The organism is Mycobacterium sp. SMC-18, from assembly GCF_045310895.1.
GTDB lineage: Bacteria > Actinomycetota > Actinomycetes > Mycobacteriales > Mycobacteriaceae > Mycobacterium.
Window position 1 is genome coordinate 1 of the sequence record NZ_JBJIAL010000001.1, and the last position, 25,002, is coordinate 25,002.

Here is a 25,002-nt window from a genome sequence, read left to right on the forward strand (position 1 = left end):
CTCATTTTCGAGAGACCTCGACCTCTATCCCGGCAACGACGCGCCAACCACCTCTACACCCTCATCTGTGAAGAGCCGGATTCTCGCCGTTCTTGCCTGCCGGCGACCCGCACGCCGCCAGTGCCAGGGCGACGAGCAGCAACACCGGCAGGAGGGCTCCTCGTATGTAGCGCACCGCCGGAAGTTAGCAAGTCGATGGGCGCTCACAAAGGGTTCTGCTCATTCCGGCTGATACGGCCATTACCGCCAGCAGGTATGGACGCAGTAGCGCTTTCCGCCACCACGGATTACCGCCGGTGTCCATGACGGCAAGCTGCCAGCGGACAACACTGACCTCTGTCGGCTTGATCAACGAGGAGGCTCCGTATGACAACGTCCATCGCCCGCAGCAGCCACACCGTCTCGCTCCTGGGCGGCGAGATCGTCGAGGAATCCGAACACGGCTCGATGCGTCGGGTCACCGCGGATGCCATGCCGATTCTGCAGAATCTGTCGATCAAGCGACTGCTGCTCAACCCCGGCGCCATGCGCACACCCCACTGGCACGCAAACGCCAACGAACTCACCTACTGCGTCTCAGGAACGGCGCTGGTGTCGGTCCTCGACAACCACAGCGTGTTCTCGAACTTCATCGTCACCGCAGGGCAGATGTTCCACATCGATTCCGGTGCACTGCACCACATCGAGAACATCGGTACCGACGTCGCCGAGTTCATCATCGCCTTCCGCCACGAACGTCCCGAGGACTTCGGTCTGGGCGCAACCTTCGGCGCGTTCACCGACGCCGTGTTGGGCAACACCTATGACCTACCGTCGTCCGACATCAACAAGATCCGTCGTAGCACCGTCGACCACAAACTGGCAGCCCGCACCGGCGACCCCAGCATCCCCGCCGCTGCCCACTTCAACGATCCGCACAAGTTCGATGTCGAAGCCCAAGCGCCGGGTCTCAACTACGCCAGCGGCAACGCACGATTCGCCCGCGACCAGTTCTGGCCTGCCTTGAAGGACATCTCGATGTACTCGCTTCGCGTCACCGAAAGCGGTATGCGCGAACCGCATTGGCATCCCGTCACCGCGGAGATGGGCTACGTGCAGTACGGCGATGCGCGCATGACCATCATGAACCCGGACGGCTCGCTGGACACGTGGAACCTGACAACGGGAGACATGTACTTCATCCCGCGCGCCTACCCGCATCACATCGAGAACATCGGAACCGACGACTGGCATTTCCTGATCTTCTTCGATCAGCCGTTCCCCGCCGACATCGGCTTCAAAGCCTCTGCCACCGCCTATTCACGGGAAGTCTTGGCCGCCGCGTTCAACACTCACATCGATGATCTGCCGGCGTTACCCTTCACTCCCGCGGACCCACTGGTGGTTCCCCGGGTGAACCCCGTCGATGCCCACGGAGTCGGCCAAGGTTGATGCCCGTGACGCTATTCGGCGAGCCTCAGGGCGGACTGCCCATGCGCTCCGCCTGCGTGCCGGGAAGCATTGCCGCCCAAGCGTTTCGCCGCATACATCTCGAGGTCTGCCGCCATCACCAGATCGTCGATGATCGTGGGGGCGGCAGCGTCGTCGACATCGGCCAGGGCGACCGTCGCGACGCCGACGCTGGCGGTGATGGCGTACGGCGTCGCGGCAATCGCCGTACGTAGGCGCTCGGCGGCCGACGATTGTTGGGGTCGGTAAGTGGTCTCGGCGATCAGGAATTCGTCGCCTCCGGTGCGACCGATCACGGCATCGTGCGACGTCTGCTTGCGGAGTATCTCGGCCACGGCGATCAGCGCACGGTCACCGAAGAGATGACCGCGGCTGTCGTTGAGGAGTTTGAAACCGTCGAGATCGATCACCGTCACCATGAGATGCGCGGCCGTACCCCGGTCCCGATGGATCAGTTCCTGGGCCTTGATCCCGAAGCCACGCCGATTCAGCAGAAATGTCAGCGGGTCGCAGTCCGCGCGGATGAGATCGGTTCCCAGCGCGTGGACGACGATCTGAATGCTGGCCGGCACTGTGACGGTGAGAATGAAGATCAACCACATCGCGCACGCCGCGAGGACGGGGCGGCCGGACGCTGTCAGGCGCAAGGCCACCACCGCCGCGACGATCATTGCCACTTGGAAGTTGTAGGCCGCGTGGATCGCCCGATGAGTGAACGCCACGTACGCCGCGGGCACGCCGAACGTGGTGCAGACCAGGATCCCGACGGCCGGGTCGCTACACGACAGTGCCACGGCGGCAATACACGTCGTGACCAGGGTGGCAAAGACCGTGGACCGCCGGCGGCTGGGCAGTCCGACGACCCAGATGAGGCCGGCGAGCAGCAATCCGACGATGGCCGCGCGGGTGACCAACCGCGGGACGACGCCGACCGGACCTTCGGGGACCGTCAGCAGTGCCATCGGGACCAGGCTGGTCATGATGGCCACGCCGGCGATCATCGTGCGGACCAGCCCCGACAGTCCACGGAACTTGACGTAGCCCATCAGCCAGTCGTAGTGATCGGACTGACGCCACCATTGCTGGAGCCAACGCATGGTGCATCTCCCCCCAACGGGTTACCTGGGTGTCCGCAGTCGTCAAACCTGTCGCAGCCGTTGCGCGCTGCCCTGGCATTAATTTGCTGACGCCTGATTGCATCACATGTTCGGCCAGGTTGCCAGGGGTGCAAACTGTGAATTCTCATATATTCGAGATAGCCAGCATTCGATGGGCCGGTGCATGTGACCGCGATGTCGGGACTGGCGCCACGACATCGACATGCGCTCAGCTGCGGGGATGTGTACGGACCGGCGGGTGATCACGCACACTGGGACACCAATCCGACGCCTGGAGGACCGATCCCGGAATGAACCCCGCTGCCGAATTCGACTTCGTCATCGTGGGAGCAGGTAGTGCCGGCTGCCTGCTCGCCAATCGGCTGAGCGCCAACCCCGATCATCGGGTGCTGTTGATCGAGGCCGGCGGCAAGGACAACTGGTTCTGGATCAAGGTGCCGGTGGGCTACCTGTACACCATTGCCAACCCCCGCACCGATTGGTGCTTCACCACCGAGGCCGACCCGGGTCTGGCCGGCCGCAGCATTCATTACGCGCGCGGCCGCGTCCTCGGCGGGTGCTCGTCGATCAACGCCATGATCCACATGCGTGGGCAGGCAAGCGATTACGACCTCTGGGCGCAAGCAACCGGCGACGAGCGATGGCGATGGGGCGGCCCGGACAGTACCGGCGAGACGCTCGCGATCTACAAGCAGCTCGAGGACTACTTCGGTGGGGCCGACGACTGGCACGGCACCGGTGGCGAGATCCGCGTCGAGCCACCGCGGGTGCGCTGGAAGATCCTGGACGCCTGGCAGGCCGCCGCGGCCCAGGTGGGTATCGCCCCGATCGATGAGTTCAACCGCGGCGACAATGCCGGCAGCGCGTACTTCCATGTGAACCAACGGCGTGGCCGTCGCTGGTCGATGGCCGACGCTTTCCTGCATCCCATCGCCCACCGACCCAACCTCACCGTCTACACCGACACCCAGGCCGTGAAGCTACTGATGGACGACGAAGTCCGGGCGGATCAGCGGACCGGTGCCTGGACCACCGCTCGACACCGTGCCACGGGTGTGCGGCTCCGCAAAGACGGCCGACTCGTCGACGTCCACGCGCGCCGCGAGGTGATCCTGAGCGCCGGTGCGATCGGATCACCGCATCTCATGCAGGCCTCGGGTCTGGGGCCGGCCGAGCTGCTCTCCCAGCACCACGTGCCCGTGGCCGTCGATCTGCCCGGGGTCGGTGAAAACCTCCAGGACCATTTGCAGCTCCGCACGATCTACCGGGTGCAGGGCGCCCAGACGGTCAACACGCTGTACCGGAATTGGCTCACCCGCGGCGGCATGGGGCTCCAGTACCTGATGTTGCGCTCCGGGCCGATGACGATGCCGCCCTCGACGCTCGGCGCCTTCGCCAAGAGCGACCCCGCGCTGGCCAGCCCCGATCTGGAATGGCACGTGCAGCCGTTGTCGTTGCCCAAGTTCGGGGAACCGCTGCACAGCTTCGGAGCGATCACGCCCTCGGTCTGCAATCTGCGCCCCAGTTCGCGGGGGCATGTGCGCATTGCCAGTGCGGACCCGCTGATCAACCCCAAGGTCATGTGCAACTACCTGTCCACCGACGCCGATCATCAGGCCGCCGTCAAGGGCCTGCGGATGACGCGGGAGATCATGGCGGCGCCGGCGCTGGCTCGCTATCGCCCTGAGGAGCTTCTCCCCGGCCCGCAGGTGGTCAGCGACGACGATCTGCAGCAGGCGGCCCGGGAACTGGGCACGACCATCTTCCACCCGGTGGGCACGTGTGCGATGGGAGCCTTTGACGCACAAGGTGTTCCGCGGTCAGCGGGCGCCGTGCTCGACACCGACTGTCGCGTGTACCGCGTCGCCGGCCTTCGTGTCGTCGACGCCTCGGCGATGCCCACGATCACGTCCGGGAACACCAACGCTCCGGTCATGCTGATCGCCGAGCGTGCGGCGCGGGCGATCCTGGCGTAAGCCGGTGTGGTCAGCGGCTGAGGCGGTCGACCAGGAATCCGGCGAGATCTCTTTGCAGCGTGCGTGACTCGTCGAGCGCAGCGTCCATCCACCAAAAACCGTGAATCATCCCGGGGTAGCGCCGGGCGACGACGTCCACGCCGGCGTCACGGAGTAGCCCGGCATACGCCTCTGCCTCGTCGCGCAGCACGTCATGGCCGGCGGTCGCCACGAACGTGGACGGCAGATGCGCAAAGCTGTTGGCGCGTAACGGTGAAACCCGCGGATCGTCGCTTGCGTCGTCGACATAGTGGTTCCAGAACCAGGCCATATCGACGGCGTCGAGACCGAAGCCACGGGCGAACGCCGTATACGAGGGTGCGTCCATGCGCCGATCCAGCGCCGGATAGAGCAGAGCCTGAGCGGCGACCGTGACGTCGGTACCGGCCAACTCGGCGGTGGTCGCGGCGGCGAGGTTGCCGCCGGCGCTGTCGCCGACCACGGCCAGCCGGCTCGGATCGACACCCAGTTCAGTGGCGTGGGTATGCACCCAGCGCACGGTGGCCACGCAGTCCTGCAGCGGAACCGGAAACGGATGCTCGGGTGCCTTCTGATAGTTGACGGCGAGCACGACGTACCCGGTGTCGCGGGCCAGGACCCGGGCTGGTTCGTCCACGAGGTCGAGGTTGCCGATCACCCAGCCACTGCCGTGCAACACGACAATCACCGGATGCGGCCCGCGATCTTGCGTCGGCCGGTAGATCCGAACGGGAAGGTCGGCGGTCGGACCAGGGATGAACCGGTGTTGGACCTGCACCATCGCGGGTGCCGGCCGTTGCAGGTCCAGGTAGCTCAGTATCGCCAGGCGCGCGTCGGGCACCGACAAGGTCGCGATACCCGGCGCTGTCGCCGCCGCGGCCAGGTGGGCGCGCGCCTGAGGATGCAGCGCGGGCGACTCGGTCACTGTGCCTCCCCGTGGCTGTTGGTGAACACCAGCAACGTGCCGACAAGCGCCATCGCCGCGCCCACCCACACCGGGGAACGCCAGCCCAGGCCCAGGGCGATGGTCGCGGCTCCGATTGCCGATGCGATGGCGTTGCCGAGGTTGAACGCCGCGATGTTGGCCGCCGAGGCCATGGTCGGCGCGTCATCGGCGAAACGCATGACGCGCAGTTGCAGAGCGGGCGTCGCAGCGAATCCGACGAGGCCCATGACGACCAGCAGGACTGCCACTGGTATCCGATAGGACGCGAGCATCCCGTATGCGATGAGCACGACGGGCAGCAGTAGAGACAAGATGCGCAGGGCCCAGGTGAGATCACGATCGGCGGCCCAGCCACCGACGAAATTGCCGATGAACAAACCGATTCCGAAGAGGACCAGCAGCCATGGCACGGCGCCGTCGCCGTAACCGGTCAATCGGGTCACCAGCGGTTCCACATAGATGAACGCTCCGAACACGCCGCCGAACATCATCATGGTCAGCAGGATCGACACGATGACCTGGCGGCGATACAGGACGGCGAAGTGGCTGTTGCCTGCCGGTGTTGGTGTCGGTAACCGGGGAACCAGCGCGGCGACGCCGGCGATTGCCAGCACACCGAGTGCGCTGATGATCCAGAACGCGCTGCGCCAGCCGAGATGCTGGCCGACGAACGTGCCGAACGGTACGCCGAGCACGTTCGACAGGGTCAGCCCGCCGAACATGACGGCGATGGCGGATGCTTTGCGTTCGGGCGCGACCAGATCGCCGGCGACCACGGCGCCGATGCCGAAGAATCCGCCGTGGCACAGCGCGGTGATGATCCGGCCCAGCATTGCGACGCCGAAACCTGGTGCCAGCGCGGTCAATCCGTTGCCGATGACGAACAAGGTCAGCAGCACCAGCAGTGCGGTTTTCGGCGGCCGGCGCGACAGCGCGGCAGTGACGGTGAACGCGCCCACCACGACCGCCAGGGCGTATCCCCAGATCAGCGCGCCGGCAGTGGGCACGCTGACGTGCAGTGCGTCGGCCACGTCGGTGAGCAGCCCGGCGATGACGAACTCGGTCAGACCGATGCCGAAGCCGCCGAGCGCCAGCGCGGGCAGACCCGGATGAAGTCGCCGCGTCGGCGCGGGGAGACTGTTTTTGGGCAGGGTGGAACTATCCACGGGCGAGCTCCTTGGATTGAGTGTTTCTTATTGCCGCGCAGCGATATTCGCTACACGGTGCTACTCGGTGATGGTCGTACTGGCCAGCAGGCGCAGGGCAGCCTCATCGCTGGACCCGGGTTCGGCGTGTTGCAACAGCAGCCGGTGACCGTTGTCTTCGGGCAGATGAAGGATCTGGAAATGCAGATCCAGCCGCCCCACTACCGGGTGGTGGTAGCGCTTGATGCCGTGCGTACACAACGCCACGGGTTGCGCCGCCCACAATTGCGCGAAGTCCTCACTGGCCACACTCAGGTTGCCGACGAGACGGGCGAGGTCGGCCTCGGCGACATGGCCGGCGCTGACATAGCGCAGCGAAGCCACTGCCAAGGTGGCCTCGGCCTCCCACTCGCGATGGAGGCTGCGCGCGTGTGCGTCGATGAACATCATCGCGACCTTGTTGGGCGGTTCGGCAGTGTACGGCGCCGCCGGTGGCAGGTGCGGTGCAAGCAGCGCATGGCCCAGTCGATTCCAGGCGATGATGTCTTGCAACGGCGACAGTGCGACGGCGGCGATGTCGGGCATGGCGTCCAGCAGGGTGACGCAGTCGGGACGCAGCCGGGTTCGCTCCGACGGCACCTTCCTGTCGCCGACCGCGGCCAGCCGCTGCAAGTGCGCCCGCTCGGCCTCGTCCAGCCCGAGGGCCCTTGCCAGCGCGTCCAGCACCTGGGTCGAGGGATTGGTGGCCAGTCCCTGCTCCAGGCGTGTGTAGTACGTCAACGACACCCCAGCCGCTTCGGCCAGTTCCTCGCGGCGCAACCCGGGCACCCGGCGCGGCCCCAGCCCGACCAGCCCCGGCAGTAGCGCCGTGTCGGCCGCTGCCCGTCGACTACGAAGAAAGTCCGCCAGCTGCTGCCCGCCTGATCCGCGTGCGTCCGTCATGTTTTCCATCGTGCGTGACGGATCCGCGGCGCGCCTGTCCCTGGCAGTGACAGGCAGTTGCCACTACAGCCCGGACGGCACAACCTTGCCGTTGACCGTCACCTCCACCTGGCGGGTCGTCGTGTTGTACGCGATCTTGCCGTGCTCGAACGTCGCGACGAGCTGGTCGCCGGCGGGAGTCTCGTCACTGGTGACGACGCCCAACGGGCCTGCCGAGCCGTTCGTGCCGCTGACCGACGGCACACCGTCCGCGTCGCGTTGCACATTCCAGGCCTCGCGGATTTTGCCCCAGATGATGTAGGCGGGCGTGCCCGGCTGGTTGTTCTTGGCCACGATCGCGCCGCCCTGGAACTGCTGGAAGACGACGCCGCTGTCGCGGGTACCGGCGTTGTGATCGCCCGTCAGTGGCTTGCCCAGGGCCGCCTTCTGCTTGTCCGTGGCGGACGCGTACTTGGCGGCGATCGGGCCGGTGAGCGTGACTTCGACGTCCCTCTCCCCGATGAGCTTCACCTGGGTGGGCGGCGCCGGGACTTCGGACGTCACGACCAACGCGACCTGCGGCTGCGCCGAGATGTCGCCGTTCGTGTCAGTGCTGCAGCCGGCAACGGTCAGTGCGACAGCGGCCAGGCCGGCGACGGTTGTGCGGCGGTACGTGCTCGTGTTCATAGGTTTCCCCTCACGTCATTCCTGTGGTGCGCGTCATGTTGCAGCTGATGTCCCGGCCCGGTCACGACCCTAACGGAGCCACTTCGGCGTCGCGCGCGCTCACCGGGCCGGCATGAGGTGCCGGGTGAAGAAGCGCGCCGCGTCCTCCCCCGCGAATTTTGGGACACCCATGTGGCCACCCATGTTGGCGTGCAACGTCTTTTCCCGGGAGCCGAAGGCATCGAACACGTCGAGCGCCATCTGGCGGTCATTCGATTCGTCGTCCCACTGCAGCAGGACGTGCAGAGGAATGGTGACCTCACGTGCCTCGTCGAACATGACGCGAGGCACGAAACTGCCGGCGAACAGACCAGCGGCGACGATGCGTGGCTCGACCACGGCCAACCGGATGCCGATGGCCATGACCCCGCCGGAGAAGCCGACCGGGCCGCTGATTTCGGGCAATGAGAGGAGCACATCAAGGGCCAACTGCCATTCCGGGACGGCGGCATCGACCAAAGGGAGGACGAGGCGGTCGACGATGTCGCTGACAGGCCGGCCCGTGGCCAGCGCCCCGCGCAGATCGGTGCGGGCCCGCTCGAGTTCAGTCAAGCGGGGACGATCACCACTGCCGGGCAGCTCGATGGTGGCGGCGGCGAACCCGTGCGCCAGAGCGTCGCGGGCACGATTCACGAGTCGCGGATACATCTGCCGCAGACCGCCGGGATGCCCCAGCAGGATCAGCGGTGCGGGTGAAGAGCCGGGCGTCCACAGGATGCCCGGGATGTCGTTGAGACTGAATGTGCGCTCGACGCTGCCGTCGTCGAGACGCTGTTCGGAAATGAAGTCCATTGGCCGTGCCTTTCGGGAGTGCTGTGAGACGGCGCTCCCGGGACGACCTATCGCCCGACTGTGGCCCTGGCAAGGAGCACCCACGTCGATTCGTTCACGGGTACCACCTCCTCGTCCTTCACCTGGCCTGCCGACGAAAGTAGCAGCGGCCGCCTTTGGCGGCCAATCATTTACGTCATGGCATTCGGCCATGCCGCCACGCTTCGACCAGCACCGAAGTATCGGCGGCGCATCCTGGAACCATGAACTCCGAAAACACTGACGAAGTCGATCGCTCAGGCATCGAAGCAGTCACGCATGCTTGGGAAGAGGCGTTGGCGAACCACGATGTCGAGGCACTGTTGGCTTGCTACGCACCGGACGCCACTCTGGAAAGCCCGGTGGCAGCGCACATCTTGGGTGGTCCGGGGGTGTGTCGAGGACACGAGGAACTCAGACCGTTCCTGACCGAGGTGGTGGCACGTACTCCGGACGAGCGGCACTACTACCGTGCCGGATTCTTCACCGACGGCCGCCGCGCGACCTGGGAGTACCCCCGCGAGACACCGGACGGCCAGCAGATGGATTTTGTGGAGGTCATGGAGATCGAGGACGGCTTGATCCAGGCGCACCGCGTCTACTGGGGCTGGCGCGGCGTCGAGATCCTGGCCAGCGATGGCTACTACCGATGATTTCGATCCTGGTAGTTCCGTGCGGCGTTTCCCTCTAGCCTGAGCGGTAGTCGATCCGTGGGGGGCGAACAACGTGAATATGGATCTGAAAACCCGAGCACATTGGCTGATGGGGTACGGGCTCCCCCGCGCGACACTGAAGCTGCTCGCGCGCCGGGGCGACCCGTTCGCCAAGCTGCTTCTCGATGACGGTCAACATGATTGCGCGTATGACCTGATCGAGCAGATTCGCGAACAGGGACGCATGGCGCCGGCGTTCAGCGGCAACGCCCTGGTGACCGCCGATCTGCCAATCACCCGAGAAATCCTGCGCGACAATAGATTCCGCACTGCCAAACCATACGATCGGTCGCCGTTCCGCACCATCCAGCGTCTGTTCGAGAAGACCAATCCCCACGTGATCAATCCGGTCGAACCACCGTCACTGCTGATGGTCGACGAACCCGACCATGCGCGGCTGCGGCGTCTGGTCTCGCGGGCCTTCACGCCGAAAGCCACCGACGGGCTTCGGCATCGCATCCACGAGGTCGCCGACCGCTTGCTGAACGAACTCGACGACGGCCGTAGCGAATGTGATCTGACTGTCGCCTACGCGTCCCGAATCCCCATCGAGATCATCGCGGACATGCTGGGAATTCCCCGTGCGGAGGCGCCCTACCTGTACGAAATGGGTGAATCGACCTCGAAGTTGATCACCACCACCGCGCCGTCGTGGCGAAATTTCCAGACCGCCGTCGCGGCGCTACGCGAGCTCGAAGGCTACCTTGCCGCCCACATCGAGCGACTGCGCGGTGCAAGCGCCGATGGCAGCATCCTGTCCGCCGTTGTTCAGGACACCGAACTCTCCGACTTCGAGGTCAGGACGTTCGCCGGTCTACTCCTCGGTGCCGGATTCCTCACTACCGCACATCAATTCGGCAGTGGTGTCGTCGCCCTGGTCAATCACCCGGACCAGCTCGCTCGTCTCCAAGCGCAACCCGACAGCTGGGCCAACGCTGTCGAGGAGATCCTGCGTTACGACTCGGTCTCCCAGATCGGAGTCAGAGTGGCGACAGAGGAAGTCCAGGTCGGCGGACAGACGGTGCGCGAGGGGATGGCCGTTTTCGTCCTCCTTGCCGGCGCCAATCGCGACCCAGCTGTCTTCGAACGCCCCGACCAATTCGATGCCACCCGCTCCAACGCCCGCGACCACGTCAGCTTCGGCACCGGCAGCCACGTCTGCCTCGGTGCTCCGTTGGCGCGGATGGAACTGGAGATCGGCCTGCAAGCGCTGTTTGAGCGGTTCCCCCGCCTGGCTCTCGCCGGGACGCCGGCCATGAACGACAGCACGCTGTTGCGAGGAATCAGTTACCTGCCTGTCTCACTCGCGCCCACACCGGTCACCTCCATGTGATTACGCTCTGACACATCGCCAGACGCTCTACGTGGACCCACCGGCAGCGCTGGGCTCTACTGTCACGAGTTCGCTTGCGGCACTGACCACCTCACCGAGCTCGGAGAGCGTCCACGGCCGGCCGCGGGCGATCACGACGACGTGCTGGATATCGAGACCCGCCAGTTTTCGGCAACGTTCGGCCAGTTGGTCGGCGGACTCACCGGGAGTCAATGCGGTGGTGAGAGTGTGTTCGATCGCCTGAGGCGGTCGCCCGATCTCGGCGCAGTGTCGCCCGAGCGCGTCGAGTTGGCGGCGAATCACGCTGTCCCCATTCGGGATATCGAACAGGTTGCAGGCATCTGCGTGTTCGGCGACCATGCGCAAGGTACGACGTTCGCCGGTGCCGCCGATCAGCACCGGCGGCCGCGTGATCGGCCGTGGCCGGCCGATGGGACGTTCAGGGCGGTAATAGCGACCCTCGTAGGGAGATTCGTCGCCGTCCCACATTCGGCGGGCGAGTTGCAGCAATTCGCCCATGCGGTCGAACCGTTCACCAGTCGGCGGTAGGAACAGGCCGAGCGCCCGCGCCTCGTCGGCGTTGTAGCCGGCGCCGAGTCCCAACCATGCTCGCCCGCCGGACAATACGTCCAAAGTGGTGACGGCTTTGATCAACACCGCGGGGTTGCGGAACGTCGTTGCGGTGACCAAGGTGCCGAGCCGAAGCTCTGTGGTCTTGGCGGCCAGGAACCCGAGCGTGGTGTAGGCCTCCAGCATCGGCTCGTCCAGTCGGCTGGCCGGGTCGGCCTGCAGCAGATGATCCGCCACCCAGAGCGTGTCGACGTCTGTGCCATCGAGGAATTCAGCCACCGCGGCGAGATTTGCGCGGATCGCGGTTGGTCCCTCCGGCCACGAGAAGTTGGTGACGCTGACGCTGAGTCTCATGCGCTTCCTCCCGGGACGGCCCGCTCTTGCCGGTTGCGGGCGGCACGGCGCTTCGGCAGCAGGACGCCGACGGCGACAAGCCAGATCAGAGCCGAGAACCTGGCGATCGGTAGGAGCGGCGCGGCCGGTGGCCAGATGAGAACCAGCGTCGTCAGCTCGGCCACCGCGGCGATGCCGAGGCCGATCCACGCCAGGGTCCGCGGCACCAAGCGCAGGATCAGCGCCGGGACCGCGAGGCCCGCCGTCAGGAGGCCGAGCATCACGACGTGTGCCACGCCGCCGGTGAGGAACACCAGGTAGTAGAGCGCGTTCATCAGTGGGCCGTCGGTGCTGATCTCCGGCCGCGACAGTGTCCACAGCAGCAAGCTCGACAGCCCCAGTCCCCCGGCGGCCAGGACACCGCCGGCCAGGGCGATGGTGGCGCCCGGCGCGGTGACGCCGAGCTGCCGCAGCCGCGCACTGGCCGTGGCAGCGTAAATCAGGAGCGGCACCGACGACCCGAAGACGAAGACCGCACTCACCTGCGCGGACGATGTATGGGCGCGGAAGTAGTCCAGCACCGCCGCTGAATTCCCGTACGGCAGCGGCGGCATGCCGCCCAGCACGACACCCAGGATGACGCCACAGAGCAGCAGGCCGAGCGAAATCGTGCCGAGAATCCACAGCGGCGGCCCGCCTTGCTGTGGCGCCCGGCTCGTAGCGGTCGGTCGATCGCGGGTGTAATCGTTCATGCCATGAACGATATTCTTGGTGAACTGGATGCGTCAACCTCATTCACGAATTGAACGGTTTCGTCCATGTATTGTTCGTCCATGTCATCAGCTTCCAGCGCCCAGCAGCGGGGCGGTGTTGCGTTCCTGCTCGCCCAGCTCGGCCACCACGCCGCTCAGTTGTTCGCCGAACGCCTTGTGGCCGTGAAGCTGACACCCCCGCACGCCGGCATCTTGCGGATGATCGCCAGCGAGCCAGGCCTCAGTCAGCAGGAGCTGAGTGGGCGGCTGGGCCTGTTGCCCAGCCGTGTGGTCGCGTACCTCGACGAGCTCGAGTCACGGGGTGAGGTCGAGCGCCGGCGCAACCCGACCGACCGGCGCCTGTATGCGTTGTACCTGACCAAATCGGGCGAGAAGTTGATGCAGACGCTTTCGGAGATCGCGCGCGAGCACGAACAAGAGCTGACTGCCGGCTTGACCACCCAACAACGCAAGACGCTGAACGAACTGCTCGCCACGCTCGCCGACCAGCAGGGCCTGACCCCGGCGGTACACCCCGGCTTTCGGCAAATCGGCCGGCGGCGGGATGAGAAATCAACCAAGCGCTGAGCAACTCACAATGCGGCGTACGTCGCTTCGATGAGATCGATTGCCCGACGATCGCCGGCGAGAGCGTCACGACGCAGGTTCGGCACGAATGCGAACGCCAGTTGATTGTCGACGTCACCGAACGCGAACGCACCACCGGCGCCAGGATGCCCGAAGGCTCCAGGTCCGACGTTGTCGGGAAAAGCGAACAGCTGAGACGGTCGCATGTATCCCAGGCCGTAGCTGGATTCGAGAACCATGACGGCATCAGAACCGCTGTGCCGCACGCGGATTGCGTCGTTCAGATTCTCCGGATGCAACAGCTTGCCGGCGGTCAGGCGCGCGTAGAAGTCGGCCAGTGCGCGCGCAGTGGTTATCAGTCCGCTCGCCGGCCAGCCGGCTGACAGCACGTCGGGATGGTTGTAGCGCGCGGGTGGATTGGCGGTGGCACGGGTGAACAAGGACTGTGGATCGCGATACGCCTCGACGAGCCGTGCGACCGTGGTGGCGGGGATTGTGGCTGTGTCCGTTGCCCATTGCTGTTCGCTCGCGTCGGGAAAACCGGTCCGGGCGATGGCGTCGAGCGCGGCTCTGTCGGCCCCGATCATGAGGTCTGCACTGACGTTCGATCGAACGAATTCCCCCACCGTCGTATTGGCGTGCCGACGCACGATCTCGCCGGCCAGCCACCCGAATGTGAACGCGTGATAGCCGTGTCTCGATCCCGGCTCCCACACCGGATGCTGAGCGGCGAGCAGATCGGCCATCAGTTCGGGATCGGCAGCCTGTTCGATCGAAACAGGCCGCTCCACAGCGGGTAGCCCGGCAGCATGCGACAGCAGCTGCTCACTTGTGGTTTCGCTCTTGCCGGCCACGCCGTACTCAGGCCACCAACTCACCACTGGCGCTGTCAGGTCGACACCGTGGCGCTCCGCCACCATGAGCGCGGCTGTGGCGGTTACTGCTTTGGTGCACGAGAAGGTGACGCAAGCCGTGTCCCGCTGCCACGGTCGGCCGGTGCGCGGGTCGGCGACCCCACCCCACAGATCGACGACGGGTCGGCCGTCGATCACGACCGAGACGCCCGCGCCCCAGTTCTGCCCGTCGGCGAAGCTCGCTTCGAAGATATCGCGCACCGCGGCGAATGCCGGATCTACGTTCCCCTCCGTCAGACCTGCCATGGCAACCATTAGAGCATGTATGGGCATGACAATGTGGCCGGATGATGTAACGCAGGGTCGGCCTGAACTTGCCGCACCCAGCTGGTGCAGCTACCGCTCGAATACGCGGAAATCCATGCTGAGCAATCGCTTTCCGAAGCAGGCTCGAGCGGCGGTCAAGTTGTGGCCACCCGACTACTCGCCGAGTCGGGGATTCGGTTCACCCATCCGACATGACCAGCTCCCAATCGTCGGGCAGTCCGGTGACCTTCGCGGTGTCCCCGTCAGCTTCGATACACACTGTCGCGTCGCCGAGTCGCAGATCGCCCAACACTGTGCGACCCCACAGCTGAGGCAGACGCGGCGCCACCACGAGCCGGCGATGCGGCACATCGGGTTCCAGTCCGAGGAACGCCCGTACCAGCAGTAGCGGCGCCGCGCTCGCCCAGGCCTGCGGCGAACACGACGTCGGGTACGGGACCGGGGCACCGAATTCGGAACGTCCGAAGCCGCAATACAATTCGGGAAGCCGGCCGCCGAACGCCTCGGCCGCGTCGAGCAGGCCGGCGGCCAGCCGCTCGGCCAGCTGCACGGCGCCGGGCACGTGCCGATATCGCATCAGCCCGGCGACGGCGATCGCCGTATCGTGCGGCCACACCGACCCGTTGTGGTAGCTCATGGGGTTGTATGCGCCCATGGATGCGGCCAGGGTACGTAGCCCGAATCCGGAATCCATATCGTCGGCCGACAACCGTGCCACGAGCGTCTCGACATGATCATCGTCGGCGATACCCGTCCACAGGCAGTGCCCGATATTGCTCGTGAGCGCGTCAACCGGGTTCTTGCCGGCGTCCAAAGCGATGGCATACCAACCTTTTTCCGGCAGCCAGAACGCCTCGTGGAATCGTGCGCGCAGCGTCGCCGCGCGGTCACGCAACCGGGCCGCCGTCGTCGGTGCACCGAACGCCTCCGCCAGTTCGGCCCTGGCCAGCAGAGCCGCGTAGTGGTAGCCCTGTACCTCACACAGCGCTATCGGCGCTTCGGCGGTGTGCCCCGCCGCGTCGTTGATGCTGTCGAAGCTGTCCTTCCAGCCCTGGTTGACCAGTCCCCTGTCGGTGGCCCGGCGGTACTCGATGAACCCGTCGCCGTCGCGGTCCCCGTACCGGGTGGCCCATGCCAGCGCAGCGTCCGCTGCGCCGAGCAGCGACCGGACGACGTCTTCGTCGGCACCCCACCGCCAGCTCTCGGCCAGCAGCATCACGAACAACGGCGTGGCGTCGACGGCACCGTAGTAGACGGTCCCACCCAAGACGTCGGTACTGGCCGGCCCCCTTCGGATTTCGTGCAGGATGCGGCCGGGCTGTTCCTCGGTGATGGGGTCGACACGGCGGCCTTGCGCGTCGGCGAGCTGCCGCAGCGTGCCGAGGGACAGCCCGCAGTCCAGTGGCAGCGCCATCCAGGCGGTCAGCAGGCTGTCTCGACCGAACAGCGTCATGTACCACGGTGCCCCGGCGGCGACGAACGGCTCACCCTCGCCGCTTTCATCGTGGATCAACAGCGCGCCGAGATCACTCTCGGTGCGGCGCAACACCTCTGCCAGGCCCGCATGGTCCGACTCGACCGTCGTGGTGCTCTCCCGCCACGCTTCGATCTTCTGTGCCGGCGTACCCGACTGGACCGCATCGCCGCTACGCGCCCGGCCGTTGATGCGACCGGCACCCCACGTGGGCTGGACACCGATCTCGACCTGCCAGCTCTGATGCGCGGGCACCACCACCCGCCAACGGAACGCCCCCGGCAGGACCGCGGGTCCGCCGGCTGCGGTCACTGTCAGGCCCCGGACCGGGTCGGTACGGTCCTGCAGCACCAGCTCGCCGTTCACCACGGACTGGTTCGCTCCGCCATGAGCGGCGCGTCCCTCCTTGACCGTGAACAGATCGGCGAAGTCGGCGTCGACGTGCAGTTCCAACGTCACCACCGTGCTTTCGCCGGCCAGATTCCGGAGGGAGATGGACTCCCGCATCCCGTCGGCGATGGTGCGCTCCCGCACCACCAACAGCGTGCTGTCTGCCAAGCCGGGCAGCGGCGCCCTCCGCATGATGAACTGTGCGGCAAAGGCTTCCGGCGTCTGCACCGACAACGGCTCAGCCGGCCGGCCGTCGACACGCAGCTCCCATCGAGACAGCACGCGCGCATCGCGGAAGAACAGACCCTGGGCACCGCCGGGCAACACGTCGCCGTGACGGTCCGACACACAGAAGGTGCCGCCCTCCACCAAAGTCACCGTGTCCCCACCGAAGCCGATGCTGGTGGGCTCACCGGCGTTCAGCGCGGTCGGTGCACTCATGCGCTCGCCCGTTCCGAGGCGCCGGGTTCCACGATGCGCCGCAACGTGATCGGGCTCGGTGCGGAGTCCGCATCCGCCAGCACGGCTCGATAGATGCGCTCGTACCCCGCGCCGAACTGACCTGTCGCGAAATGGGCCGCCACATGGCGTCGGCAGGCCGCGGGATCCAGGGTGTGCGTCTTGGCGATCGCGTCGGGCAACTCGTCGGGGTGCTCACACACGAATCCGGTCACGCAGTCGGTCACGACCTCAGGCACCGCGCCGCCACGCAGCGCCACCACGGGAGTGCCGCAGGCCATCGCCTCGATCATCACCATGCCGAACGGTTCTTCCCATTGGATGGGGAACAGCAGACAGCGTGCGCCCGCCAGTAGTTTGCGCTTCGCGGCGGCGTCCGCCTGGCCGAACACATGATCGTTCTCGGTCAGCAGTGGACGCACCTGTTCGTCGAAGTAGGCGCGCTCCTCGGGCTCATTGCACTTGCCCGCCAACACCAGGGGCACGCCCGCCGCGTGGGCCGCCTCGAGTGCCAGATGCGCGCCCTTGTACGGCGCGTACCGTCCCAGGAACAGCGCGTAGTCTTCCTTGTCGGCCCGGAACGGCCAGTCGCCGATGCGCAGCGAGTTGTGCACGCGGCCAATCCAATTCAGGTCCGGAGCGAGCTGGCGCTGGCGGTCGCTGATGGCGATCAGACCGATGTCGTCGCCAAGCTCACGGTAGTACGGATACAGGTCGTCATCGATCGGTCCGTGCATGGTGACCACGGTCGGTATACCCAGCGACCGGTAGACCGGAGCGTTGAGCGGGCCCGCGAACGTGTGGTCGTGGATGATGTCCACCCCGTCGGTCGCGGCGATTTTCTCGATGGCTCGGCGCACCCGGACCGCGTGCATGATCTCGGGGTAGGGCTGGCCGAGGCGGTCCGGAAGCGTCCGCTGCCAGAGGGGGACGAAGCGCGCGGCGTTGGTCCCGCGCTGTCCCGCGCCGAGGAGCGTCACATGGTGTCCTCGGGCGGTCAAGGCGTCGGCCAGGTCAGCAACGACGGCCTCGGTCCCGCCGTATCCTTTGGGCGGAACATCGAAATATGGGGGTGCGACGAGCACGATACGCATCGGCTCGCTGGCCTCGGGGATGGCGAAGTCAGTGCTGCTCACTAGGTTCCCTCCTCACGATCGACTAAGCAGCGTTAGCACTCTCGTCCGACGAGTGCCAATTATGGCGTGTCCGTCGCCGCTTCGCCATCCCTGTACCGGCCCGTGTGCGAAGGTTTAGAGCGCACGCGTGCGGTCACTCACAGCACGACGGCGATTCAGTGGAGGCATGACATGCCCGGTGTCCGCTTCGGTAGCGCGGCGGGACGCTGGATCCTCGCCGCCACCGTGCTGGGGTCTGGGATGGCGCAACTCGACGCAACGGTCGTCAACGTCGCGCTGCCGGCGATCGGTCACGACCTGAACACCGAGGTCGGTGGACTGCAACTCGTGGTCAGCGCCTACTCGGTGACACTCGCCGCGTTGATCCTGCTATCGGGCAGCCTTGGTGACCGTCTGGGCCGCAAGCGGGTGTTCGTCGTCGGCGTGGCGTGGTTCGCGGTGGCGTCAGCGCTCTGTGCGGTGGCACCCAACGCCGAGATGCTCATCGCCGCAAGGGCTTTGCAGGGCATCGGCGGCGCGCTGTTGACGCCGGGCAGCCTCGCCATCATCCAGTCGGTGTTCATCCCGACCGACCGGGCAAAGGCGATCGGCGCGTGGTCGGCTCTGGGTGGCGTCGCCGCGGCGATCGGCCCGCTGCTCGGCGGCTATCTCGTACAAGCGATCGACTGGCGGGCGATTTTTCTCATCAATGTGCCCCTGGGATGCCTGGTCGCGTGGCTCGCGGTACGCCACGTGCCCGAGAGCCGCGACCCGTCGACGGCCGGCCACCTGGACTACGCCGGCGCCACGACAGCGACTGCGGGGCTGGCTGGTGTGACCTACGCCGTCGTGGAAGGACCCAACCGTGGCTGGGATTCTCTCGTCGTTCTCGCGGCCGGGGTGCTCGGAGTCATCGCCCTGGTGGCATTCGTCGCGATCGAACGACGTTCCGCGAATCCCATGCTGCCGCTGGGCATCTTCTCGTCTCGACAGTTCACGAGTGCCAACGCCGTGACCTTCGTGGTGTACACCGCGCTCGGGGGTGTCTTCTTCCTGCTGGTGGTCGTTCTGCAGACCGCACTCGGATACTCCCCCGTCGCCGCCGGCGCTGCCTCGCTCCCGGTCACGGCGATCATGCTGGCGCTCTCGTCGGCGTCCGGCGCACTCGCCCAGCGCATCGGTCCACGTCTGCCATTGACCATCGGCCCGCTCGTGATCGCGGCCGGCATGGTGCTGATGACGCGGATCGGCCCGGGTGCTTCGTACACCACCGTCGTGCTCCCCGCCGTCGTCGTCTTCGGGTTGGGGCTCGCCGCGACGGTCGCACCCGTCACCGCCGCCGCCCTGGCCGCAGCGGACGAGCGCCACGCCGGCGTGGCCTCCGGAGTCAACAACGCGGTGGCACGCACCGCGGGGCTACTGGCCGTCGCCCTGCTACCCCCGTTGTCGGGACTGACGGGCGACGCTTTCGGATCGCCCGCCGCGATGACCGCCGGTTTCCACACCACGATGCTGATCTCAGCGGGCCTTGCGGCCCTCGGCGGAGTGCTCGCGTTCGCGACGATCTCCAACGACCTGCTTGCCGAGGAACCGGACGAGGAGCCGCCGAGTCACCACTATCACTGTGCGCTCGCCGAGGTTCCCGCCGGTGAACGCGTCTGACGCGACTGAACACGGCGGCGAATTCATCGAGTAATCCCGCCTTTGGGAGAAGAATGTCTACATGGCGAACCAGAGCGCCCTGACCGACCAGGAGAAGCAGGCCCGGCTCGACGTCAACCAGCTCAAGCAGTTGGTGGGCCTGGTGGAGTACGACCCGAGCAATGATCCATTCCCCGTAACCGGCTGGGATGCCATCGTTTTCGTCGTCGGCAATGCCACAGAGGCAGCGAGCTACTTCCAATCGACGTGGGGCATGGAACTGGTCGCCTACTCGGGGCCCGAGAACGGCAATCGCGACCACAAGGCGTTCGTCCTGCGTTCGGGGTCGGTGCGGTTCGTGCTGAAGGGTGCGGTGAGCCCCGACAGCCCTCTGATCGCGCACCACGCCACGCACGGCGACGGCGTCGTCGACATCTCGTTGGAGGTGCCCGACGTCGACAAGTGCATTGCCCAGGCCAAGGCAGCCGGTGCGACGATCCTCGAAGAACCGCACAACGTCTCCGATGACCACGGCACCGTACGCCTCGCCGCTATCGCGACCTACGGGCAGACCCGGCACACCCTGGTGCAACGCGAAACCGACGGAGCCCGCTACAGCGGTCCCTACCTGCCTGGCTATCAGCCGGCAACGAGCGGTCAGATCAGACGGGACGGCGCGCCGCCGCGCTTGTTCCAGGCCCTGGACCACGTCGTCGGCAACGTCGAGCTCGGCAAGATGGACGAGTGGGTCGGCTTCTACAACCGGGTCATGGGCTTCGTGAACCTCGCCGAGTTCATCGGCGACGACATCGCCACCGACTACTCGGCACTGATGTCGAAGGTGGTCGCCAACGGCAACCACCGGGTGAAGTTCCCGCTCAACGAACCGGCGGTGGCGAAGCGCAAGTCGCAGATCGACGAGTACCTCGAGTTCTATCGCGGGCCGGGCGTCCAGCACCTCGCGCTGGCCACCAACGACATCCTCGCCAGCGTCGACGAGCTCCGTCGGCAGGGTGTGCAGTTCCTCGACACCCCGGACGCGTACTACGAGGACCCGGAACTGCGTGCCCGCATCGGCGAGGTGCGCGTACCGGTCGAGGAACTGCAGCGGCGCGGCATCCTGGTCGACCGTGACGAGGACGGATACCTGCTGCAGATCTTCACCAAGCCGTTGGGAGACCGGCCGACGGTGTTCTTCGAACTCATCGAACGCCACGGCTCACTCGGTTTCGGCAAGGGCAACTTCAAGGCGCTCTTCGAGTCCATCGAGCGTGAGCAGGCGAAGCGCGGGAACCTGTGATGGCCGGGTACCAAAGCGGTTTCGGCAACAGCTTCGAAAGCGAAGCACTGCCCGGCGCATTGCCCGTCGGCCGCAACTCTCCGCAGCGGTGCGCCTACGGCCTCTATGCCGAGCAGCTCAGCGGGTCGCCGTTCACCGCACCCCGCGCCGCCAACAAGCGGTCCTGGCTGTACCGGATTCGGCCGAGCGTGGCCCATTGGGGCGATTTCACCGCCGTCCCCAGCGAGCACTGGCGGTCCGCACCCGACGATGCTCCTGCCATCCCCATTGCCCAAATGCGCTGGAACCCCTTACCGATGCCGGATCCGGCGGTCGAGGACACGACGTTCGTCACCGGCGTCCGTACCATCACCACCGGCGGGGACGTCAACGCCCGCACCGGATTCGCCAACAGCATCTACACCATCACGTCATCGATGGTGGACACCTACTTCTACAACGGCGACGCCGAAATGCTGTTCGTGCTCGAGCACGGCAATGTTCGGTTCTGTACCGAGTTCGGGATCATCGACGCCGAGCCCTGTGAGATCGTCGTCGTCCCGCGGGGTGTGAAGATGCGCGTCGAGGTGCCCGACGGTCCGGCCCGCGGCTATCTGTGCGAAAACTACGGCGGCCCTTTCACTCTTCCCGAGCGCGGCCCGATCGGCGCCAACTGCCTGGCCAACTCGCGCGACTTCCTGACACCGGTCGCGGCCTATGAGGATCGCGACGTCCCGTCCACGATGTATGTGAAATGGGGCGGCACGCTGTGGCGAGCGGATATCGCCCAGTCACCACTGGATGTCGTTGCCTGGCATGGCAATTACGCACCGTACAAGTACGACATGCGCCGATTCTCCCCCGTCGGGCCGGTTCTGTTCGATCATGCCGACCCGTCGATCTTCACAGTGCTCAGTTCACCGAGCGAGACGCCCGGAACCGCCAACGTGGACTTCGTCTGCTTCCCCGAGCGGTGGATGGTCGCCGAAGACACTTTCCGGCCGCCGTGGTACCACGTGAACGTCATGAGTGAGTTCATGGGACTCGTGCGCGGCGTGTACGACGCCAAGCCGAACGGCTTCGTGCCCGGCGGCGTCAGCCTGCACAACGGCATGACCCCACATGGCCCGGACGCCAACGCATTCCACGCCGCCAGCACCGAAGAACTGAAACCGGTCAAGCAGGAGCACACACTGGCCTTCATGTTCGAGACGCGGTTCCCGCAGCAGGTGACGGCGTACGCCGCGAATTCACCGCAGCGGCAACAGGATTACGCGGACTGCTGGAGAGGGCTGGTCAAGCGCTTCCAGCCGGACAAGCCGTGACAGCACTCGACTTCACCCACGACCCGGGCCGGCGGAGTTGGGTCGCCTCCGCGGGCCCTGATAGTGACTTTCCGCTGCAGAATCTGCCGTTCGGCGTGGTCGCCGGTGTAAACGGCGAACCGGGCGGTGTTGTCCGGATCGGCGACATGGTCCTGCACCTGAGGGGGCTCGCCGAGTCCGGCCTGCTCACCGGCGAGGCGCAGACGGCCGCAGAGTCCGCGGCAGACGGAACGTTGAACGCCTTGTTCGCCTTGGGATCTGGTCCCCGCGTAGCACTTCGTAGGGCGCTGCACGCACTGCTCGCCGAAGGCGCGCCGCAACAACAGACCGTGGCGGCGTTGCTCACCCCACTGCGTGACGTCGATGTCCTGCTGCCCGCCCGCATCGGCGACTACACCGATTTCTACGTCGGCATCCACCACGCCCGCAACGTCGGAGCGCTGTTCCGGCCCGACAATCCCCTTCTCCCCAACTACAAATGGGTGCCCATCGGCTATCACGGGCGTGCCTCGAGCGTGCAGGTCAGCGGCACTCCCGTGACGCGACCGCACGGGCAATTGAAGGGTCCGGACGCACCAGCGCCTGTGCTGGCACCCACCCGGCGCCTGGATTTCGAGCTGGAACTCGGCGCGTGGATCGGCCCGGGAAACCGCCTCGGCGAACCGGTGCGTCTCGATGACGCCGAATCCCACATCGCCGGCTACTGCCTGCTCAACGACTGGTCGGCGCGGGACGTGCAGGCCTGGGAATACCAGCCACTCGGCCCGTTCCTGGCGAAGAGCTTCGGCACCACGGTCTCGCCCTGGGTAATGACTCCAGAAGCATTGGCGCCGTTCCGGATTCCGTTCGATCGTCCCGAGGGTGATCCCGCTCCCCTGCCCTACCTCGACAGCTCACGGCACCGTGCGAGCGGTGGGCTCGATATCGAGCTGCAGGTCCGTATCAGCACGGCCCGGATGCGCGACGACGGCGAGCCGCCGCACCCGATCGCACGCTCATCCAGCCGCCACATGTACTGGACCTTCGCGCAAATGGTCACTCACCACACGAGCAACGGATGCAACCTGCAGCCCGGCGACCTGCTCGGCAGCGGCACCCTGTCCGGTCCTGACACCGGCTCCGAAGGCAGCCTGCTGGAGCTCAGTCATGGCGGCACGGGCTCGATCACGCTGCCCAACGGGGAAACGCGCACGTTCCTCGAAGACGGCGACGAAATCACCCTCAAGGCAACGGCACATCGTCCCGGGGCGGCCATCATCGGGTTCGGCGAATGCGTCGCGGTCGTCCAACCAGCGATCACCTACCCGTGACCTGAGCGGCGTCGTGCACCAGGCGCTCCACCATGGCGTCGTCGACCTCGGCGAAGAACCCGCCGACAACATCCTCGATCTCGCCGAATCCCCTGGCGCAGAAGAGAATCGGTTGGTAGTGCGTGATGTCGTAGGTCTGCACCCCCATCCGGGCGATGTTCAATGGCCGCAGATCAGCCACATCGATCTGCTGGATCTCCCCGTACGACGACAGCAGGCCGGCACCGTAGGTACGTACCTCGCCATGTTGACGGACCACACCGAACTCCAGCGAGAACCAGAAGACCTTCGAGACGAATTCAAGGGCCTCAGTCGTTTTCACCCGCTGCGCCGCCTGCCCGGCCAGCCGGTACAGCGCCGCGAACCGCTCGTGCGCCAGGCAATTGCCGTGGCCGACCACCTCGTGGATCAGGTCCGGCTCGGGAGTGTAGAGCGGCACGGAGTGATGCCGGATGTACTGGGTGGAGTGGAAGATGCCGTCGGCGAGCAGTCCGTAGAACTCGCGCAGCGGCACCAGACCGGCCGCCGGCACGTACTGGAAGCCGGTCAGCGGCCCGAGCTTCTCGTTGACCTCGACCAGTTGCGGAATCCGATCCTCGGGAAGCCCCAACCGTTCCCTGCCCTGCAGGTACTCGGTGCAGGCCCGGCGCTGGTGTAGCCGGTGCAGCTCGGCGCACGCGATGCGCCAGACCTCCTGCTCGTCGTCGGTGTAGGTCGCGACGGGTGGCGGCGTTCCGGGCTGCCAATCCATGGCGAGCGCGGCAATAGCGTTGCGGCGGGCGCGGTACTCCGGGTCGACTGCGCCTGGATGATCCGCAGCCAGATGGACGGTGACGTCATCTCCCGACCGCGTCACCGGCGCATACAACTGCGCTTCCTCGAACATCGCTGCCTCCCGGAGGTCCGGGCGTCGCACAGCGCGGCGTCTAACACCCAGGATATGCGCGCTGATCACGCACGACTGGCAAGCACCTGTTCGCGCAGGATGTCGGCGTGCCCGCAGTGGTGCGCCAGCTCCCGCAGCACCTGCAACATGACCCAACGCAGGGTTCGCGGCCCGGACCGGTGCCCCGTCACGACGGTGTCCAACGGTAGATCGGCGACCGCCGCCCGCGCTGTCGCACAGACATCACGGTGCGCCGCAAGAACCGACGCAATGGTGTCGTCGTCATCCAGCTGGAAGGACTCGTCGACGCTCTGCACCAGGCCGAGAGCCTGACGGGATGTGCCGCCGACGCATTCCTCGAACCACACGCGCTGCATCCAGGTGACGTGCTTGAGCAACCCGAGAAGCGTTGTCGCTGACGGGACGAGGCGCCGGCGGGACTCCTCCTCGGTGAGGCCGTCGAGAGTCAGTTCGACGGCACGGCGGTAGTCCTCCACGAAGGCGTCGAGCTGGGCCCGTTCGTCGTCCATCAGTACATCGAACG

At 66.2% G+C, this 25,002-nt stretch carries 22 protein-coding genes; 9 read left to right on the top strand and 13 right to left on the bottom strand.

The genetic code is table 11. The features are described from left to right. Positions 1 to 366 precede the first annotated feature (366 nt). On the top strand, positions 367 to 1,431 hold the full coding sequence (locus tag ACJH6J_RS00005) for a cupin domain-containing protein (protein WP_406803351.1): 1,065 nt from the start codon (positions 367 to 369) through the stop codon (positions 1,429 to 1,431). A gap of 11 nt (positions 1,432 to 1,442) precedes the next feature. Here the strand turns inward: ACJH6J_RS00005 and ACJH6J_RS00010 are convergent, their stop codons facing one another. Continuing rightward, complete coding sequence (locus ACJH6J_RS00010; RefSeq protein WP_318985052.1) at positions 1,443 to 2,546, bottom strand: GGDEF domain-containing protein; 1,104 nt, start codon at positions 2,544 to 2,546, stop codon at positions 1,443 to 1,445. Between the two features lie 311 nt (positions 2,547 to 2,857). Here ACJH6J_RS00010 and ACJH6J_RS00015 point away from each other — a divergent pair, with 311 nt between their 5' ends. Continuing rightward, positions 2,858 to 4,543: a GMC family oxidoreductase gene (locus ACJH6J_RS00015; RefSeq protein WP_406803352.1), complete on the top strand. Its 1,686-nt coding sequence runs from the start codon at positions 2,858 to 2,860 to the stop codon at positions 4,541 to 4,543. Between the two features lie 10 nt (positions 4,544 to 4,553). Here ACJH6J_RS00015 and ACJH6J_RS00020 read toward each other — a convergent pair whose 3' ends face one another. From ACJH6J_RS00020 to ACJH6J_RS00040, 5 genes are all read right to left on the bottom strand, one after another. Beyond that, positions 4,554 to 5,486: an alpha/beta hydrolase gene (locus tag ACJH6J_RS00020; RefSeq protein ID WP_406803353.1), complete on the bottom strand. Its 933-nt coding sequence runs from the start codon at positions 5,484 to 5,486 to the stop codon at positions 4,554 to 4,556. Continuing rightward, positions 5,483 to 6,673: an MFS transporter gene (locus tag ACJH6J_RS00025; RefSeq protein WP_406784271.1), complete on the bottom strand. Its 1,191-nt coding sequence runs from the start codon at positions 6,671 to 6,673 to the stop codon at positions 5,483 to 5,485. The genes ACJH6J_RS00020 and ACJH6J_RS00025 overlap by 4 nt, the downstream gene beginning before the upstream one ends. A gap of 60 nt (positions 6,674 to 6,733) precedes the next feature. Then, on the bottom strand, positions 6,734 to 7,594 hold the full coding sequence (locus tag ACJH6J_RS00030; protein ID WP_406803354.1) for a helix-turn-helix transcriptional regulator: 861 nt from the start codon (positions 7,592 to 7,594) through the stop codon (positions 6,734 to 6,736). A gap of 63 nt (positions 7,595 to 7,657) precedes the next feature. Further along, positions 7,658 to 8,260 carry an LGFP repeat-containing protein gene (locus ACJH6J_RS00035; protein WP_406803355.1) on the bottom strand — a complete coding sequence of 201 codons (603 nt, stop codon included), beginning with the start codon at positions 8,258 to 8,260 and terminating at the stop codon, positions 7,658 to 7,660. Between the two features lie 99 nt (positions 8,261 to 8,359). Next, the gene (locus tag ACJH6J_RS00040; protein ID WP_406803356.1) at positions 8,360 to 9,091 is read right to left on the bottom strand and encodes an alpha/beta hydrolase; all 732 of its coding nucleotides are present in this window, start codon (positions 9,089 to 9,091) and stop codon (positions 8,360 to 8,362) included. 242 nt (positions 9,092 to 9,333) lie between these two features. On the opposite strand from ACJH6J_RS00040, the gene ACJH6J_RS00045 reads away from it, so the two are divergent. Together ACJH6J_RS00045 and ACJH6J_RS00050 are read left to right on the top strand one after the other, a co-directional pair. Then, entirely contained in the window at positions 9,334 to 9,762 is a 429-nt protein-coding gene (locus ACJH6J_RS00045; RefSeq protein WP_406803357.1) for a nuclear transport factor 2 family protein, read from the top strand. 79 nt (positions 9,763 to 9,841) lie between these two features. Further along, the gene (locus ACJH6J_RS00050; protein WP_406803358.1) at positions 9,842 to 11,155 is read left to right on the top strand and encodes a cytochrome P450; all 1,314 of its coding nucleotides are present in this window, start codon (positions 9,842 to 9,844) and stop codon (positions 11,153 to 11,155) included. 27 nt (positions 11,156 to 11,182) lie between these two features. On the opposite strand, the gene ACJH6J_RS00055 is transcribed toward ACJH6J_RS00050, so the two are convergent. Beyond that, entirely contained in the window at positions 11,183 to 12,079 is an 897-nt protein-coding gene (locus ACJH6J_RS00055; RefSeq protein WP_406803359.1) for a TIGR03560 family F420-dependent LLM class oxidoreductase, read from the bottom strand. Then, positions 12,076 to 12,810 carry a hypothetical protein gene (locus ACJH6J_RS00060; RefSeq protein WP_406803360.1) on the bottom strand — a complete coding sequence of 245 codons (735 nt, stop codon included), beginning with the start codon at positions 12,808 to 12,810 and terminating at the stop codon, positions 12,076 to 12,078. The genes ACJH6J_RS00055 and ACJH6J_RS00060 overlap by 4 nt, the downstream gene beginning before the upstream one ends. A gap of 81 nt (positions 12,811 to 12,891) precedes the next feature. On the opposite strand from ACJH6J_RS00060, the gene ACJH6J_RS00065 reads away from it, so the two are divergent. Then, the gene (locus ACJH6J_RS00065) at positions 12,892 to 13,398 is read left to right on the top strand and encodes a MarR family winged helix-turn-helix transcriptional regulator (RefSeq protein WP_406803361.1); all 507 of its coding nucleotides are present in this window, start codon (positions 12,892 to 12,894) and stop codon (positions 13,396 to 13,398) included. Positions 13,399 to 13,403: 5 nt separating this feature from the next. Here the strand turns inward: ACJH6J_RS00065 and ACJH6J_RS00070 are convergent, their stop codons facing one another. From ACJH6J_RS00070 to ACJH6J_RS00080, 3 genes are all read right to left on the bottom strand, one after another. Continuing rightward, the gene (locus ACJH6J_RS00070) at positions 13,404 to 14,558 is read right to left on the bottom strand and encodes a serine hydrolase domain-containing protein (RefSeq protein ID WP_406803362.1); all 1,155 of its coding nucleotides are present in this window, start codon (positions 14,556 to 14,558) and stop codon (positions 13,404 to 13,406) included. 199 nt (positions 14,559 to 14,757) lie between these two features. Continuing rightward, on the bottom strand, positions 14,758 to 16,884 hold the full coding sequence (locus ACJH6J_RS00075; protein WP_406803363.1) for a glycogen debranching N-terminal domain-containing protein: 2,127 nt from the start codon (positions 16,882 to 16,884) through the stop codon (positions 14,758 to 14,760). Further along, positions 16,881 to 17,996, bottom strand: a complete 1,116-nt coding sequence (locus ACJH6J_RS00080) for a glycosyltransferase family 4 protein (RefSeq protein WP_406784278.1) — start codon at positions 17,994 to 17,996, stop codon at positions 16,881 to 16,883. The genes ACJH6J_RS00075 and ACJH6J_RS00080 overlap by 4 nt, the downstream gene beginning before the upstream one ends. A gap of 213 nt (positions 17,997 to 18,209) precedes the next feature. On the opposite strand from ACJH6J_RS00080, the gene ACJH6J_RS00085 reads away from it, so the two are divergent. The 4 genes from ACJH6J_RS00085 to fahA all read left to right on the top strand — a co-directional run bounded on the left by ACJH6J_RS00085 (position 18,210) and on the right by fahA (position 23,572). Continuing rightward, the gene (locus ACJH6J_RS00085) at positions 18,210 to 19,679 is read left to right on the top strand and encodes a DHA2 family efflux MFS transporter permease subunit (RefSeq protein ID WP_406784265.1); all 1,470 of its coding nucleotides are present in this window, start codon (positions 18,210 to 18,212) and stop codon (positions 19,677 to 19,679) included. A 61-nt stretch (positions 19,680 to 19,740) separates the two neighbouring features. Continuing rightward, entirely contained in the window at positions 19,741 to 20,958 is a 1,218-nt protein-coding gene (gene hppD, locus ACJH6J_RS00090; protein ID WP_318985038.1) for a 4-hydroxyphenylpyruvate dioxygenase, read from the top strand. Then, entirely contained in the window at positions 20,958 to 22,262 is a 1,305-nt protein-coding gene (gene hmgA, locus ACJH6J_RS00095) for a homogentisate 1,2-dioxygenase (protein WP_406784264.1), read from the top strand. Before hppD ends, hmgA begins: the two co-directional genes overlap by 1 nt. Further along, a complete protein-coding gene (gene fahA / locus ACJH6J_RS00100) occupies positions 22,259 to 23,572 on the top strand; it encodes a fumarylacetoacetase (RefSeq protein WP_212811407.1) in 1,314 nt (437 codons plus the stop codon). Before hmgA ends, fahA begins: the two co-directional genes overlap by 4 nt. Here the strand turns inward: fahA and ACJH6J_RS00105 are convergent. Both ACJH6J_RS00105 and ACJH6J_RS00110 read right to left on the bottom strand, forming a co-directional pair. Beyond that, entirely contained in the window at positions 23,559 to 24,458 is a 900-nt protein-coding gene (locus ACJH6J_RS00105) for a phenylalanine 4-monooxygenase (RefSeq protein ID WP_212811406.1), read from the bottom strand. The genes fahA and ACJH6J_RS00105 overlap by 14 nt on opposite strands. A gap of 65 nt (positions 24,459 to 24,523) precedes the next feature. Continuing rightward, positions 24,524 to 24,988, bottom strand: a complete 465-nt coding sequence (locus ACJH6J_RS00110) for a DinB family protein (protein ID WP_406774611.1) — start codon at positions 24,986 to 24,988, stop codon at positions 24,524 to 24,526. Between the last annotated feature and the right edge of the window lie 14 nt (positions 24,989 to 25,002).

Bases quoted from the DNA above. Each gene is read 5' to 3' on its own strand.
- ACJH6J_RS00005 (WP_406803351.1), top strand. From the start codon at position 367: ATGACAACGTCCATCGCCCGCAGCAGCCACACCGTCTCGCTCCTGGGC.
- ACJH6J_RS00010 (WP_318985052.1), bottom strand. From the start codon at position 2,546: ATGCGTTGGCTCCAGCAATGGTGGCGTCAGTCCGATCACTACGACTGG.
- ACJH6J_RS00015 (WP_406803352.1), top strand. From the start codon at position 2,858: ATGAACCCCGCTGCCGAATTCGACTTCGTCATCGTGGGAGCAGGTAGT.
- ACJH6J_RS00030 (WP_406803354.1), bottom strand. From the start codon at position 7,594: ATGACGGACGCACGCGGATCAGGCGGGCAGCAGCTGGCGGACTTTCTT.
- ACJH6J_RS00035 (WP_406803355.1), bottom strand. From the start codon at position 8,260: ATGAACACGAGCACGTACCGCCGCACAACCGTCGCCGGCCTGGCCGCT.
- ACJH6J_RS00040 (WP_406803356.1), bottom strand. From the start codon at position 9,091: ATGGACTTCATTTCCGAACAGCGTCTCGACGACGGCAGCGTCGAGCGC.
- ACJH6J_RS00045 (WP_406803357.1), top strand. From the start codon at position 9,334: ATGAACTCCGAAAACACTGACGAAGTCGATCGCTCAGGCATCGAAGCA.
- ACJH6J_RS00050 (WP_406803358.1), top strand. From the start codon at position 9,842: ATGGATCTGAAAACCCGAGCACATTGGCTGATGGGGTACGGGCTCCCC.
- ACJH6J_RS00055 (WP_406803359.1), bottom strand. From the start codon at position 12,079: ATGAGACTCAGCGTCAGCGTCACCAACTTCTCGTGGCCGGAGGGACCA.
- ACJH6J_RS00060 (WP_406803360.1), bottom strand. From the start codon at position 12,810: ATGAACGATTACACCCGCGATCGACCGACCGCTACGAGCCGGGCGCCA.
- ACJH6J_RS00065 (WP_406803361.1), top strand. From the start codon at position 12,892: ATGTCATCAGCTTCCAGCGCCCAGCAGCGGGGCGGTGTTGCGTTCCTG.
- ACJH6J_RS00070 (WP_406803362.1), bottom strand. From the start codon at position 14,558: ATGGCAGGTCTGACGGAGGGGAACGTAGATCCGGCATTCGCCGCGGTG.
- ACJH6J_RS00075 (WP_406803363.1), bottom strand. From the start codon at position 16,884: ATGAGTGCACCGACCGCGCTGAACGCCGGTGAGCCCACCAGCATCGGC.
- ACJH6J_RS00080 (WP_406784278.1), bottom strand. From the start codon at position 17,996: ATGCGTATCGTGCTCGTCGCACCCCCATATTTCGATGTTCCGCCCAAA.
- ACJH6J_RS00085 (WP_406784265.1), top strand. From the start codon at position 18,210: ATGCCCGGTGTCCGCTTCGGTAGCGCGGCGGGACGCTGGATCCTCGCC.
- hppD (WP_318985038.1), top strand. From the start codon at position 19,741: ATGGCGAACCAGAGCGCCCTGACCGACCAGGAGAAGCAGGCCCGGCTC.
- hmgA (WP_406784264.1), top strand. From the start codon at position 20,958: ATGGCCGGGTACCAAAGCGGTTTCGGCAACAGCTTCGAAAGCGAAGCA.
- ACJH6J_RS00105 (WP_212811406.1), bottom strand. From the start codon at position 24,458: ATGTTCGAGGAAGCGCAGTTGTATGCGCCGGTGACGCGGTCGGGAGAT.
- ACJH6J_RS00110 (WP_406774611.1), bottom strand. From the start codon at position 24,988: ATGGACGACGAACGGGCCCAGCTCGACGCCTTCGTGGAGGACTACCGC.